At 69.1% G+C, this 14630-nt stretch carries 15 protein-coding genes; all 15 read left to right on the top strand.

Features of this window, described 5'->3' with window-relative positions; genetic code table 11:
• The first annotated feature begins 99 nt into the window (after positions 1–99).
• Positions 100–270 carry a twin-arginine translocase TatA/TatE family subunit gene (gene tatA, locus ULB03_RS23620; RefSeq protein ID WP_322485532.1) on the top strand — a complete coding sequence of 57 codons (171 nt, stop codon included), beginning with the start codon at positions 100–102 and terminating at the stop codon, positions 268–270.
• A 65-nt stretch (positions 271–335) separates the two neighbouring features.
• The gene (locus ULB03_RS23615) at positions 336–584 is read left to right on the top strand and encodes a hypothetical protein (RefSeq protein ID WP_322485531.1); all 249 of its coding nucleotides are present in this window, start codon (positions 336–338) and stop codon (positions 582–584) included.
• A 72-nt stretch (positions 585–656) separates the two neighbouring features.
• A complete protein-coding gene (locus tag ULB03_RS23610; RefSeq protein WP_322485530.1) occupies positions 657–1412 on the top strand; it encodes a ferritin-like domain-containing protein in 756 nt (251 codons plus the stop codon).
• Between the two features lie 213 nt (positions 1413–1625).
• Positions 1626–3845: a 4Fe-4S binding protein gene (locus ULB03_RS23605; RefSeq protein WP_322485529.1), complete on the top strand. Its 2220-nt coding sequence runs from the start codon at positions 1626–1628 to the stop codon at positions 3843–3845.
• Positions 3846–3892: 47 nt separating this feature from the next.
• Positions 3893–5854, top strand: a complete 1962-nt coding sequence (gene nosZ, locus ULB03_RS23600) for a TAT-dependent nitrous-oxide reductase (protein ID WP_322485528.1) — start codon at positions 3893–3895, stop codon at positions 5852–5854.
• Positions 5855–5858: 4 nt separating this feature from the next.
• Positions 5859–7307, top strand: coding sequence for a nitrous oxide reductase family maturation protein NosD (locus ULB03_RS23595; protein WP_322485527.1), 1449 nt, complete (start codon positions 5859–5861; stop codon positions 7305–7307).
• Positions 7304–8236: an ABC transporter ATP-binding protein gene (locus ULB03_RS23590; protein WP_322485526.1), complete on the top strand. Its 933-nt coding sequence runs from the start codon at positions 7304–7306 to the stop codon at positions 8234–8236. Before ULB03_RS23595 ends, ULB03_RS23590 begins: the two co-directional genes overlap by 4 nt.
• Positions 8233–9063, top strand: a complete 831-nt coding sequence (locus tag ULB03_RS23585; protein WP_322485525.1) for an ABC transporter permease — start codon at positions 8233–8235, stop codon at positions 9061–9063. Before ULB03_RS23590 ends, ULB03_RS23585 begins: the two co-directional genes overlap by 4 nt.
• Positions 9063–9617, top strand: a complete 555-nt coding sequence (locus tag ULB03_RS23580; protein ID WP_322485524.1) for a nitrous oxide reductase accessory protein NosL — start codon at positions 9063–9065, stop codon at positions 9615–9617. The genes ULB03_RS23585 and ULB03_RS23580 overlap by 1 nt, the downstream gene beginning before the upstream one ends.
• Positions 9614–10633, top strand: a complete 1020-nt coding sequence (locus ULB03_RS23575) for an FAD:protein FMN transferase (protein WP_322485523.1) — start codon at positions 9614–9616, stop codon at positions 10631–10633. Before ULB03_RS23580 ends, ULB03_RS23575 begins: the two co-directional genes overlap by 4 nt.
• Positions 10634–10719: 86 nt before the next feature.
• Positions 10720–11865 carry a THUMP domain-containing class I SAM-dependent RNA methyltransferase gene (locus ULB03_RS23570; RefSeq protein ID WP_322485522.1) on the top strand — a complete coding sequence of 382 codons (1146 nt, stop codon included), beginning with the start codon at positions 10720–10722 and terminating at the stop codon, positions 11863–11865.
• A 133-nt stretch (positions 11866–11998) separates the two neighbouring features.
• Entirely contained in the window at positions 11999–12208 is a 210-nt protein-coding gene (locus ULB03_RS23565; protein ID WP_322485521.1) for a hypothetical protein, read from the top strand.
• 104 nt (positions 12209–12312) lie between these two features.
• Positions 12313–13005 (top strand): response regulator transcription factor, encoded by a 693-nt coding sequence (locus ULB03_RS23560; protein WP_322485520.1) that lies wholly within the window; start codon positions 12313–12315, stop codon positions 13003–13005.
• Positions 13006–13026: 21 nt separating this feature from the next.
• Positions 13027–14169 carry a hypothetical protein gene (locus tag ULB03_RS23555; protein ID WP_322485519.1) on the top strand — a complete coding sequence of 381 codons (1143 nt, stop codon included), beginning with the start codon at positions 13027–13029 and terminating at the stop codon, positions 14167–14169.
• Positions 14169–14624 (top strand): hypothetical protein, encoded by a 456-nt coding sequence (locus ULB03_RS23550; RefSeq protein WP_322485518.1) that lies wholly within the window; start codon positions 14169–14171, stop codon positions 14622–14624. The genes ULB03_RS23555 and ULB03_RS23550 overlap by 1 nt, the downstream gene beginning before the upstream one ends.
• The last annotated feature ends 6 nt before the right edge of the window (positions 14625–14630 follow it).

Genomic DNA, 14630 nt, shown 5'->3' with positions numbered 1-14630 from the left:
CGATACATCAAATCGGCCGCCAGTTTGCGCCAACGCAATCTTTGCGCGCTCGTTCTCTGCTCCCTTGAAGGTCATCCCCTCACGGCAGGAGAAGCGCCCATGGGTTCCTTCAGTATCTGGCATTGGCTGATCGTGGTCGCGATCGCCCTGTTGCTCTTTGGCAGCCGCCTGCCCCGGCTGCTGGGCGACCTGGGCGTCGGTATCCGGAACTTCAAATCCGGCTTGGCTGATCCCGACACGCCACCGGCCCGGCCCCTGCCCCGCGACTGAGCGCCATCACGGCCCACCGCGCCCCCAAGCCCCTTCCATAAGAGCCTTGCAAGCCTGGACATCCCATGACCGACTACACGCTGATCATCGCCACCGATGGCACGATTTCCCTGGCATCCCCCACCGCTGGCACCGTTGCCCCACCACCCGGCGCCACGGTGATGACCATCACCGACTGTCCATCCACCTGGGGCGCGGAGGATGTGCTGGCCTTGGCGCGGGACTGCCGCCTGCCCGACCACAGGTCCAGCCTGCCGTTCGACAGACTGCTGGCCCGGCACCGCGGCTCATGCTGCGGCGGCCATTGCGGCTGACGGCCCCCTTCGCGCATCGCCTCCCCTTCGCGCATCGTCCCCCCTTCGCGCATCGCCCAAGGAACAAGCGTCATGCCCCTGCTGTCCCAGGAACCAGCCGCGCCCGTCGCCTCCATGGAAGAGTTGTTGGCCATCGCGCTGGCCATGGAGGAGGAAGCGGTGCGCCGCTACACGATGTTGGCGGAGCGCCCGGGGAACACGCCCGACCTGGCCGCCCTGTTCCGCGACTTGGCGGTGGAGGAAAGCCGCCATGTCGTGGCGGTGGGCGGCTGCGCCGGCGCCATCCTGGGACACATGCCGTCGTCCGCCCCGGTGCGGTGGCATCTGCCGCCGGACATCGCGCGGTCCTGGGAAGAGGTGGAGGCCAGCACGACCCTCAGCCCCTACAAGGCGCTGTCCATCGCCGTGCTGAACGAGGAACGCGCCTTCGCCTTCTACAGCTATGTCGCCGCCCATGCCGCGGCACCGGCCGTGGCGCGGCAGGCGGAGACGCTGGCGCAGGAGGAACTGGCCCACGCCGCGCACCTGCGCCGGGCCCGCCGGCAGGCCTATCACCAGGAACGCGGCACCCTGGGCCCCTTGCCCAGTGCCGACGACGCGGCGGGCCTGCGCCTTCTGGCCATCACGGTGGAGGATGAGGTGAACGCCGCCATCGACGCGGACGACGCCCGCGCGTCGGCCCTGGCGGAGCGGGCCGTCGACATCTATTCCCTGGCCCTGGACCGCATGGCCGACACCGAGGGCGTGACACTGGCGCAGGCGTTGTTGAAAGCCGCCATCGACCGCCTGGTTCGCCTGCACGGCCATTCGGCGCCGCACGCGAAATAACATTCATATTTTTTGCCTCTTTTTGACCCAGCGCAAAGCTGGGGCCTCACTACCCAGGTAAGCCTGTCCCGCAATCGGAACCGACACCGGTTCCAGAACCAGCCAAAGCCGCATTCGACAATGCCGTCACCCGCCTTACCCCATCGGCCTCGGCCGATCGCGCCCCCGCTTGCCCGCGTGGCGCCTGGCAAGACGCCCGCCACACCCCGGCGAATGGCGATTCTGGCGCGCTTGCTGGCCCTGGCGCTGGCCTGCGTCCTTCTGGCGTGGCAGGGGCCCGCCCGGGCCGCGCCGGCCGCCAACCACGTGGCGGACTACTTGGGCCAGGCGGCCCCCGGCACCCTGGTACCCGGCGCCGACCATTACGGGCCGGCCCAAGGCTCACCCGCGGTCGTGCCGGCGCTGGCTGGCGACAAGGTCATCGGCTACGTCTACCTGAATAGCGATGTGGTCAACGCCGCCGGCTATTCCGGCCGCCCCATCTCCATCCTCATCGGCATCGACACCAACGCCCGCATCACCGGCGCCAAGCTGGTGGACCATCACGAACCCATCGTGCTGGTCGGCATTCCCGTGGCCAAGATCGACCATTTCATCCAGGGCTATGTCGGCCGCAGCGTGCAGGAGATGATGGCGGACACGGGCGGCAAGCCGCCGGTCGACATCGTGTCCGGCGCCACCGTGACCGTCATGGTGATCGGCGACACCATCGTCCGCTCCGCCATCAAGGTGGCGCACACGCTGGGCCTGGGCGGCCTGAGCCGCGACGCGGCGACCACCGACGCGGCGCGCCCGGTGGTCAACATGGGCCTGGCCGGGACCGCCGACTGGACCACGCTGCTGGGCGATGGGTCCATCCGTCACCTGCTGCTGCCGGTGGGGCAGGTCAACACGGCCTTTCGCGAGGCGGGCGGACCCGCCGCCGCCGCCCGGCCGGAAACCGGCCCCGACGACGACACCTTCATCGACCTCTACGCCACCGTGGCCACCCTGCCGGTGGTGGGCCGCAGCCTGCTGGGCGACGACGGGTACCAGCGCCTGGCCTCCGGCCTGAAGCCGGGGCAGCAGGCCATCATCGTCGCCGGGGTGGGCCGCTATTCCTTCAAGGGCTCCGGCTATGTGCGCGGCGGCATCTTCGACCGGATCGAACTGATCCAGGGCGAGAACACCATCCGCTTCCACGACCGCAACCATACCCGCCTGGGCTCCCTGGGGGGCGATGCCCCCGACTTCCCCGACATCGCCCTGTTCACCATCCCCGATGGCAGCACCTTCGACGCGGCCCAGCCCTGGCGCCTGCGCCTGCTGGTGCAGCGCCAGGTGGCCACCCTGGACAAGGCCTTCATCACCTTCGACCTGGATTATGCCCCGCCACAGAAATACCTGAGCCTGCCGTCGCCCAAGGCCACGGCCGCCCCTTCGACGGCCGCGGCCGCCCCGGCGGACACCCCCGCCGGCGGCCAATTGTGGCGCCGCATGTGGGCCGGGGACCGGCTGGGGCTGGCGTTGCTGGCCGTGCTGCTGGCCGCCGTCACGGGCATCTTCTTCTTCCAGCATGAACTGGTCCGCCGGCCGGTCCTGTACGACCGGGTGCGTCTGGGCGTGCTGGCGACCACGCTGCTGTGGCTGGGCTGGTGGAAGCATGCGCAGCTGTCCGTGGTCAACGTCCTGACCTTCTTCAACGCCCTGCGCACCGACTTCAGCTGGGATTACTTCCTGATGGAGCCGCTGCTGTTCGTGCTGTGGTTCGCGGTGGCCGCGTCCCTGCTGTTCTGGGGCCGGGGCGCCTTCTGCGGCTGGCTGTGCCCCTTCGGCGCGCTGCAGGAACTGACCAACCGCCTGGCCAAGCGCTTCAAGGTCCGCCAAATCAAGGTGCCGTTCAGCGTCCATCAGCGCCTGTGGCCCATCAAGTACGTCATCTTCCTGATCCTGTTCGGCCTGTCGCTGAACGAGCTGGCCATGGCGGAAAAGGCGGCGGAGGTGGAGCCGTTCAAGACGGCCATCGTGCTGATCTTCTGGCGGTCCTGGCCCTTCGTGGTCTTCGCCGTGGCCCTGCTGCTGGCCAACCTGTTCATCGAGCGCTTCTTCTGCCGCTACCTGTGTCCGCTGGGGGCGGCGCTGGCCATCCCCGCCCGGCTGCGCATGTTCGACTGGCTGCGCCGCTACCGCGAATGCGGCAACCCCTGCCAGCGCTGCAGCAACGAATGCCCGGTACAGGCCATCCATCCCGAGGGGCACATCAATCCCAACGAATGCATCCAGTGCCTGCACTGCCAGCTGCTGTACCACCACGACCAGAAATGCCCGGTGATGATCCAGCGCCGCCTGAAGCGCGAGCGCCAGGCCGGCATGGCCACCCCCGGCCCCCTTCCCCCCGCCCCGCCCAAAGCCGCGCCGCAAGCGACACTCAAGAGCGGCACGCCGGCGGAGTGACCTTTCCACCCCCCGATTTCCAGACCACCCAACAGAGAAGACGCGAGATGTCGAACGAAGACCCGAACACAGTCCCGGCCGTCGCCAACAGCAACGTCGAAGCATCGCCGGGCCTCAGCCGCCGTGGGCTGATCGGTGGATCGGCCAAGGCGGCGCTGGCCGCCGCCGCGGTGGGTGCCGTGGGCACCGGCGGCGCCCTGGTGGGCGTCGGCACCAGCCAGGCCGCCCCGGCGGCGGCCAAGAACAAGGTCGAGGTGAAGCCCGGCGACCTGGATGAGTATTACGTCTTCGCGTCCGGCGGCCAGTCGGGTGAAATCCGGATCCTGGGCATGCCCTCGATGCGCGAGCTGATGCGCATCCCGGTGTTCAACCGCTGCTCCGCCACCGGCTGGGGCCTGACCAACGAGTCCAAGAAGATCCTGACCGAAGGCCTGACGCCCGAGACCAAGAAGTTCCTGGCCAACCGGGGCGGCCTGTACCAGAACGGCGACGCGCACCACCCGCACATGTCGTTCACCAACGGCACCTACGACGGCCGCTACATCTTCATCAACGACAAGGCCAACACCCGCGTCGCCCGCATCCGTTGCGACATCATGAAGTGCGACAAGATCATCGAGATCCCGAACGCGCACGACATCCACGGCCTGCGCCCGCAGAAGTACCCGCGCACCGGCTATGTCTTTGCCAACAGCGAACACCGCGCCCCGCTGGTGAACGACGGCAGCGTGCTGGATGAGCCGAAGAAGTACGGCTGCGTCTTCACCGCCATCGACGGCGACGCCATGAAGGTGGCCTGGCAGGTCATGGTCGACGGCAACCTGGACAATTGCGACGCCGACTACCAGGGCAAGTACGCCTTCTCCACCTGCTACAACTCCGAGGAAGGCACGACGCTGGCCGACATGACCGCCAGCACGGAGGACTGGGCTGTCGTCTTCGACATCAAGCGCATCGAAGAGGCGGTGAAGAAGGGCGACTGCAAGGTCATCAACGGCGTGCCGGTGGTCGACGGCCGCCACGGCTCCCGCTACACCCGCTACATCCCCGTACCCAACAACCCCCACGGCTGCAACGTGGCGCCGGACGGCATCCACGTCGTCTTCAACGGCAAGCTGTCGCCCACCGTCACCGTCATCGACGTGCGCAAGCTGGACGATCTGTTCGCCGACAAGATCAAGCCGCGCGACGTGGTGGTGGCGGAGCCGCAGGTGGGCCTGGGGCCCCTGCATACCGCCTTCGACGGCCGGGGCAACGCCTACACCACCGTCTTCCTGGACAGCCAGCTGGTGAAGTGGGACCTGGAAAAGGCCAAGCGCGCCTTCAAGGGCGAGAAGGTCGACCCCATCATCCAGAAGCTGGATGTGCAGTACCAGCCGGGCCACAACCACTCCTCCATGGGCGAGACCAAGGAGGCGGACGGCAAGTGGCTGATGTCGCTGAACAAATTCTCCAAGGACCGTTTCCTGAACGTCGGCCCGCTGAAACCCGAGAACGACCAGTTGATCGACATCTCCGGTGACAAGATGGCGGTGGTCCATGACGGCCCCAGCTTCGCCGAACCGCACGACGCCATGATCGTCCACCGGTCCAAGGTGAACCCCATCAGCGTCTACAAGCGCGACGACCCGATGTGGGAAGAGGCGCGGCAGTGGGCCAAGAAGGACGGGGTGGAACTGGAGTCCGCCGCCAACGTCGTCCGCGACGGCAAGAAGGTCCGCGTCTACATGTATTCCGTGGCGCCGGCCTACAGCCTGGACAAGTTCGAAGTGAACCAGGGGGACGAGGTCACCGTCTTCATCACCAACATGGACGATGTCGACGACCTGACCCATGGCTTCACCCTGTCCGGCCACGGCATCGCCATGGAGATCGGGCCGCAGGCGACGGCGTCCGTCACCTTCACCGCCGACCGGCCGGGCGTGCACTGGTATTACTGCCAGTGGTTCTGCCATGCCCTGCACATGGAAATGGTGGGCCGCATGCTGGTCCACCCGGCCAAGGCCTGACGCCATGCGCAGGACCGCCACCGCCTTGCTGTCCCTGTCCCTGACCTGTCTGGGGGCTTGCCCCTGGGCCCCACCCGCGCGCGCCGCCGTGCGGGAGGTGCCCGCCGGCGGGGACGGGCTGGCCCGCGCGGTGGCGGCCGCCGCCCCGGGGGATGTCCTGCGCCTGGCGCCGGGCCTCCATCAGGGTGGTGTCACCATCGACAAGCCCCTGACCGTGGAGGGGCCGCCGGGCCACGCCGCCGTCATCGACGCCGGCGGCGCCGGCAGCGCCCTGACCGTGACGGCGCCCAATGTCACGGTCACGGGGCTGACGCTGAAAGGCTCCGGCGCCGAGCAGCACGCCATGGATTCAGGGCTGCTGCTGATGCCAACGGCCGCCGGCGCGCGGGTGGTGGGCAACCGTGTGACGGGCAACCTTTACGGCGTTTACGTCCAGGGCCCGCGCGACGCCACGGTCGAGGACAATGACATCGCCGGCCGCACCGACCTGCCCATGAGCCAGCGCGGCAACGGCGTCACGGTATGGAACGCCCCGGGCGCCCGCATCATCGCCAACCGCATCACCGGCGGGCGCGACGGCATCTTCGCCAACGCCAGCCGGCAGGACCTGTTCCAGGGCAACCGCATGGAGGGCGTCCGCTTCGCCATCCACTACATGTACACCAACGACAGCCGCGTTCTGGGCAACGTGTCGGTGGGCAACGACATCGGTTTCGCCCTCATGTTCTCCGACCGCCTGGAGGTGCGCGACAACCAGTCGGCGGGCGACCGCGACTATGGCCTGCTGCTGAACTACGCCAACGCCTCCACCATCACGGGCAACCGGGTGGAGGGCCGATTCCGCCGGACGCGGCCGGGCCAGGCCATGGGGGATGACGGTGGTGACGGCGCCATGATGCCCCGCGTCGCCGGGACGGAAGGCGGCTTCCGCACCGGCACGGCCAAGTGCGTCTTCGTCTACAACGCCAACAAGAACCGCATCGCCGGCAACCGGTTCGAGGGGTGTGACATCGGCATCCACTTCACCGCCGGGGCGGAGCGCAACACCCTGACCGGCAACGCCTTCATCGGCAACCGGACCCAGGTCATGTATGTCGGCACCCGCTCGCTGGACTGGTCCGACCATGGGCGCGGAAATTACTGGAGCGACAACCCCGCCTTCGACCTGAACGGCGACGGCATCGCGGACGAAGCCTACCGCCCCAACGACCTGGTGGACCGCGTGGTCTGGCGCTTCCCGGCCGCCAAGCTGCTGCTGAACAGCCCGGCCATCCAGGTGATCCGCTGGGCCCAGGCCCAGTTCCCCGCCCTGCACCCGGGCGGGGTCATCGACAGCGCGCCCCTGATGAAGCCACCCCCGATGACGTCACCGCCAATGACGTCACCGCCGATGACCGGCGACGCGCCGGTGGACGCCAACGCCCCCCTAGCCACGGCGAGTTCGCAGCCATGAGCACCCCCGTCACCCCCCCCGTCACCCCCTCCGTGACCATCAACCAGGTCAGCAAGATTTACGGCGCCCGCGCCGCCTTGACCGAGGTCAGCCTGCATCTGGACCCGGGCCAGTGCGTGGCCCTGGTGGGCCATAACGGTGCCGGCAAGAGCACGCTGATCAAGCTGATGCTGGGCTTGATCCGGCCCAGCCGGGGCGGCGTCCGCCTGCTGGGGGAGGATCCGGCCGGGGCGCATGCCGCCCGCTTGCGCCGGGCCGTGGGCTATCTGCCGGAGAACCTGGCCTTCCATCCCTCCCTCACCGGGCGGGAGACGCTGGACTTCTACGCCCGCCTGAAGGGCGTGGGCCGCGCCGGCAACGCCGGGCTGCTGGCCCGCGTGGGGCTGGAGGCGGAGGCGGCGCGGCGGCGCGTCGGCACCTATTCCAAAGGCATGCGCCAACGTTTGGGCCTGGCCCAGGCGCTGCTGGGGCAGCCCAAGGTGCTGTTCCTGGATGAGCCGACCACCGGCCTGGACCCGGCCCTGCGCCAGGTGTTCTACGAGATCGTCCAGGAACTGCGTCGGGCGGGCGTGACCGTCCTGTTGTCCTCGCACGCGCTGACGGAGCTGGAGGGTCAGACCGACCGCATCATCGTCATGAACCGGGGGGTGAAGATCGCCGACGGCACCCTGGCCGGCCTACGCCACCTGGCCGATCTGCCGGTGCGCATCCGGGCCAGCGGGGCGCCGGTGGGGGCCGTGGCGGACGCGTTGGGTGGGCTGGGCCAAGTCTCAGCCGATGGCCAAGCGGTGGAATGCCTGTGCGCCGGCGGCGACAAGGTGGCGGTGCTGCGCCGCTTGACCAGCCTGCCGCTGGCCGACCTCTCGGTGGTGGAGCCCAGCCTGGACGAGCTTTACGCCCATTTCCTGCGACAGGAGCAGGCCGCATGAACATCCCCCTTATTCTCGCCGGCAAGGAAATCCGCGACGGCTTACGCAACCGCTGGGTCGTGGCCGCCACCCTGCTGATGGCCACCCTGGCGCTCAGCCTCACCTTCCTGGGCAGCGTGCCCACCGGCACCGTCGGGGCGGGCGCCCTGGACGTGGTGGTGGTCAGCCTGTCCAGCCTGACCATCTTCCTGGTGCCGCTGATCGCCCTGCTGCTGTCCTTCGACGCCATCGTGGGCGAGGTCGACCGCGGCACCATGAGCCTGCTGCTGTCCTACCCCGTCTCCCGCGGGCAGGTGGTGGTGGGCAAGTTCCTGGGGCATCTGGCCCTGCTGGCCTTCGCCACCCTGGTGGGCTATGGCGCGGCGGGCGTGGCGCTTGCCCTGACCGGCGCCGACACCGGGCCGGAGGGGTGGCGCGCCTTCGCCGGGTTGCTGGGGTCCAGCATCCTGCTGGGCGCGGTGTTCATCGCCCTGGGCTATCTGGTCAGCGCCCTGGTGCGCGACCGGGGGGCGGCCGGCGGCATCGCCATCGGCCTGTGGCTGGTGTTCGTGCTGGTGTTCGACATGGCCCTGCTGGGCGTCCTGGTGGCGGACCAGGGCAAAACCGTCACCGTGGGCCTGCTGAACTGGCTCATGCTGGCCAACCCGGCCGACGCCTTCCGCCTGTTCAACCTGACCGGCACCGCCCAGGTCAGCCAATTCGCCGGCATGGCCGGCATCGCGGGCCAGATCCACCTGGGCCCCGTCACCCTTCTCGCCGTTCTGGCCGGCTGGACCGCCCTGCCCCTGGCGGCGGCGGCCCTTATCTTTTCCCGGAGGCAAATCTGATGCGCGCCCCTTACCTGTTCGCCGTGCTGGCCATCCTGGCCGTCGGCGGCTGCAAACCCAAGGCGGAGGTCGCGGCCATCCCGGCACCGCACACCCTGACCGACACCGACCTCGCCCATTTCTGCAACATGGCGGTGACGGAGCACGGCGGCCCCAAGGGGCAGGTGCTGCTGAAGGGCGACCCCATGCCGGTGTGGTTCGCCTCCGTCCGCGACACGGTGGCCTATACCCTGCTGCCGGAGGAGCCCAAGGACATCGCCGCCATCTATGTCACGGACATGGACAAGCTGAACGACCAGCACCACCCGCCGGCGGGCAGTTGGATCGACGCCCGCGCCGCCTTCTACGTGGTGGGCAGTGGGGAGCATGGGGCCATGGGCGGCGTCGAACTGTTCCCCTTCGGCACCGAGGCCGGCGCGCGGGCCTTCGCCCAGGCGCACGACGGCACCGTGGTGCGGTATGCCGATATCCGCAAGGACCAGGTGTTCGAAGAGGACGATCGGGGCCCGGCCGGGCAGGAAACGGCCGGGCGCACGGCCGGCGGCGCGTCATGAACACCCCCACGCGCCGCCGCGCCCTGACCCTGCTGGCCGCAGCCGCCGGCCTGCCCCTGCTGGACCTGCCTCTGTTGGGCTTGCGCCCGGCCGCCGCCGTCGAGGTGCCCACGCTGCGCCACTGGTCGGGCGTGGCGCTGGGGGCGGACGCCCATCTGGTCGTCAACCACCCGGACCCGGCCGAGGCCGACGCCCTGATCCAGGCCAGCCTGGCGGAGGTGGCGCGGCTGGAAGCCATCTTCAGCCTGTACCGCCCGGACAGCGCCCTGAGCCGCCTGAACCGTGACGGCGTGCTGGCCGACCCGCCAGCGGAACTGGTGGCCCTGCTGGCCGAGGCCCTGTCCATCGCCCGCCGGACGGACGGCGCCTTCGACCCCACGGTGCAGCCGCTGTGGACCCTGTACGCGGGCCATTTCAGCGGGCCCGGAGCCGATCCCGCCGGCCCACCGGACGCCGCCGTGCGCCAGGCGCTGGCCCGCGTCGGGTATCACAAGGTGACGGTGGAGCCTGACCGGGTGGCGCTCCATCATCCCGGCATGGCCCTGACCTTGAACGGCATCGCCCAGGGCTATGTCACCGATCAGGTGGTGGCCCTGCTGAAGGCGCGGGGCGTGGCCCATACGCTGGTGGACATGGGGGAGATACGGGCGGTGGGCACGCACCCCAGTGGACGCCCCTGGACGGCCGGCATCAAGGCACCGGGGAACGATGACCGCACGCTGATGACCCTACCGCTGCGGGACCGGGCGCTGTCCACCTCCGGCGCCTACGGTACGCCGTTTGAGCCGACGGGCCGCTTCAACCACCTGTTCGCCCCCGCCACCGGGCGGTGCAGCGATCCCCGGTTCAGCGTCAGTGTCAGCGCGCCCACGGCCACCGTGGCCGACGCGCTGTCCACCGCGCTCAGCGTCACGTCAGCGGGGGCCCGCGTCCTGGCCCGGTTCCCCGAGTGCCGGGCCTGGCGCGCGGGCGCCGATGGGTCGGTCACCGCGCTCCCCCCTCCGCGCAGTGCCTGAGCGCCACCCGTCATGGGAGCCCCCTCATGGGAGCCATGGGCGAGAAAGCCCTCGCCGGGCTCCCGGCGGCGCGATATCAAGGCGCCATGGACGATACGACTGAATTCGACATCTATGTGGTGACCACCCCCGGCCTGGAATCCGCGCTGTGCGCGGAGATGCAGGCGGCCGGTTTCACCGGTTTGCAGGCGGGCAAGGGCGGCGTCAGCACCCGGGGCGGGTGGCGGGAGGTGTGGCGCGCCAACCTGGAGCTGCGGGGCGCCACGCGCGTGCTGGTGCGCATTGGCGCCTTCCGCGCCCTGCACCTGGCGCAACTAGACAAGCGCGCCCGCCGCTTCCCCTGGGCGGACTTCCTGCGCGCCGACGTGCCGGTGCGGGTGGAGGCGAGTTGCACCAAGTCGCGCATCTATCACGCCGGGGCCGCGGCGGAACGCATCACCCGCGCCATCGCCGAGGAATTGGGCGCCACCATCGCGGACGATGCCGACATCGTCATCAAGGCCCGCATCGATGACGACCTCTGCACCCTGAGCATCGACACCTCCGGCGAGGCCTTGCACAAGCGCGGTTATAAGGAGGCGGTCAACAAGGCGCCGATGCGGGAAACCATGGCGGCCCTGTTCCTGCGCCAATGCGGCTATGACGGCCAGGAACCCGTGGTGGACCCCATGTGCGGGTCCGGCACCTTCGTGATCGAGGCGGCGGAGATCGCCGCCGGGCTGAAGCCGGGGCGCGGCCGCGCCTTCGCGTTCGAGAAGCTGGCCAGCTTCGACGCGGCCGCCTGGTCCGCGCTCAAGGCGACACCGCCGGCGGAGGCGGTGCCGGCGACCGCCATCCGCTTCCACGGCAGCGACCGCGATGCCGGCGCCGTGAAAATGAGCCAGGAAAACGCGACACGGGCCGGGGTGGCAGACCGCGTCCAGTTCCGCCACCATGCCATCAGCGACCTGATGGCGCCGGACGGGCCACCGGGCCTGGTGATCGTCAATCCCCCCTACGGCGGGCGCATCGGCGACACCAAGCAGCTCTATGCCCTGTATGGCGCCCTGGGCAAGGTGCTGCGGGAGCGGTTCGCGGGCTGGCGCGCCGGCATCATCACCAATGAGCCGGCACTGGCCAAGGTGACCGACCTGCCCTTCCTGCCGACCGCCGCCCCCGTGCTGCACGGCGGCATCAAGGTGACGCTGTACCGGACGGCCCCCCTGTCGCCGGCCTCTTTGCCGGCGGCATGACAAGATGCGCCGGCGGAAGGGCAATTCCGCAGGACTCGACAAAACTACATAAATGGAATCATGGCCCCGGGGATATACTGGGATCGAAGCAAAAACGCGACCGAACCGATCCCTGTTTTCCGGAGCATTTATCATGAGCATTTCTTCCATCGGCGGTTACGCCAGTTCCGTTTCCTCGCTGTACCGTCCCGCCGCCCCCGCCGCGGCGAGCGACAGCGCGGCCACCCAGTCGACCCAGACCGCCCCGCAGCAGCCGGCCACGCTGGACCGCGATGGCGACGGCGATGTCGACACGGGCTCGGTCGACAACGACCGGGGCAAGCTGCTCAACATCAAGGCCTGACCTGGTTCAGGCGAGGGCTGGCGCCGCCCGCGCCCCAAGCGCGGCGGCCCGCCATCGACTTCGGCCCGCCGTGTGCCGATAACCCTGGTCGCCGATAAGTGGGCATGGATCGCATACTGATTGTTGACGACGATGTCGCGCTGGCGGAGATGCTGCGCGAATATCTTGAGCAAGACGGCTTCGCCGTCGACCTGGCCCATGACGGTGCCGCCTGTTTCGACCATGCGCCCGAGGGCCAGGATCTCATCGTGCTGGACGTCATGCTGCCCCGCCTGTCCGGCTTCGATGTGCTGAAGCGCCTGCGCCAGCGGTCCGACGTGCCCGTGATCATGCTGACGGCCCGGGATGACGATGTGGACCGCATCGTCGGCTTTGAAATCGGCGCGGACGATTATGTGCCGAAGCCGGTGAACCCGCGGGAGCTGGTGGGCCGCATCCGCGCCGTGCTGCGCCGCGTGAACGGCGGCACCGCCAAGGTGGCCGCCGACCTGCAGGTGGGGGATGTGCGCCTGAACCCGACCGCCCGCACCGCCTGGCGCGGAGAAATCCGCCTGGACCTGACCTCCGCTGAATTCAGCCTGCTGGAGCATATGCTGCGCAACGCGGGTCGCATCATTCCCCGCGATGAGCTTTCCACGGCCGCCTTCGGCCGGCACCAGGCGGCCGGCGCCGACCGCAACGTCGACACGCTGGTCAGCAAGGTCCGGCGCAAGCTGGACGCCGTCACCGACGATGCGGACCAGCCCATCAAGACGATCCGCAACGTCGGCTATCTCTACGCCCTGCCGCTGTCGTGACCGGGCGTGGACCGATACGCCATGCCTGACCACCCCTCACCGCCCCGCTCCGCCGCCGCCCTGGTCGCGGCGGTTCTGGTCGCGGCGGTTCTGGCCGTTGTCGGGATGACGGGCGCGGCCCAGGCGCAAGACACGCAACCGGCGGACAGCTACGTGCTGGGCCAAGGGTTCAACGTCGGCCCCGTCAATCTGGCCGGATATTCCAGCCTGGTGCTGGCCGTCCCCGACCAGGGCCGCAAGACCTTCAGCCTGGAGGACCTCAGCCTTTACGCCAGCGCCCATGTCGGCACCCTGTTCAACCCCTTCATGGAGGCGGAACTGACGGGGCTGAACCTCGTGCCCTGGGGCAAGGACGGCGGCGACGGCGATGGTGGCAAGGGCTATCTGGTGCTGGAGCGGCTGTATAACGACATCCAGCTGCCGGACGGCTTCACCGTGCGGTTCGGCAAGATGCTGGCGCCGGTGGGGGACTGGAACCAGATCCACGCCGCCCCCCTGGTGATGTCCACCATCCGCCCCGCCGCCACCTACCGGGGCTCCAGCCAATACGCCACCGGCCTGTCGGTGCTGTACAGCGACCCACAGGCGCGATGGCCGGATGTGCAGGTCTACTGGCAGCCGATGGACGAGTTCTCGGCCCGGCCCGACAGCATCGTCGACGACCATTACCGCCTGGTCGAGGGGCTGCATGTCAGCTTTCCCTTGGCCTTGCTGGACAAGGTGGGATTCTCGATCCAGCGCACCATCGACCGACAGGGGGTGGAACAACATCTGTTCGGCACCGACTTCCGGTATAAAGTGGACCAATGGAGCCTGCAGGGCGAATGGGTGGTTTCCACCCTGTCCCAGCCCGCCGGGCTGCACACGACCCGGAGTTTGGAGTGGAGCGGCTACGTGGCACCCTCCTACGCCCTCAGCGATCAATGGTCCGTCTACGGCTGGTACGAGGTCTATGACGGGCGCGGCGCCATGCCCACCGCGAATCCGGTTTACAGCGGGCAAGGGGCGGTGACGGGAAACGACCGGGTGGCCCAGGACGTTCTGGCGGGCTTCGCCTTCCGCCCGCAGCCCGCCATGGTCTTCCGCCTGGAATATCTTCTGAACGTGGGGGGCAAGCCGATCAACCCGACCGGCCTGTTCGCCTCCTGGTCCGTGCTGTTCTGATGCGGCGGCGGCGTTCCCTGCTGGCGGTCCTGATGGGGCTGTTGCTGTCGGACGTGGCGCGGGCGGAGGATATCCTGGTGGTGGCCAACCCCTCGGTCGCCCTGGGCCGATCGCTGAGCCCCGCCGATGTCGCCGCCATCTACCTGCTGCGCCTGACCCTGTGGCCCGATGGCAGCGCCATCATCCCCGTGAACCGCGAGATCGCCAGCGATGTCCGCGCCCGCTTTACCGCCGGCGTGCTGCACCAGGACAACGCCAGTCTGATCGTTTATTGGAACGAGATGCACTTCAAGGGCAAGCTGCCGCCCGTGGTGCAGGAATCGGAGCAGGCGCTGCTGGCCTTCATCCGCCGGGTTCCCGGCTCCGTCGGCTATGTCAGCGGCGGGGGCGTGCCGGACGGCGTGGTGGTGCTGGCCCGCCTGCCCGTCGCGGCCACCGCCGGGGGCGGTCCATGAGGGCAC

This window comes from Nitrospirillum goiasense, assembly GCF_034427435.1.
Classification (GTDB): domain Bacteria; phylum Pseudomonadota; class Alphaproteobacteria; order Azospirillales; family Azospirillaceae; genus Nitrospirillum.
This window is presented reverse-complemented; position numbering and strand designations above follow the sequence as displayed.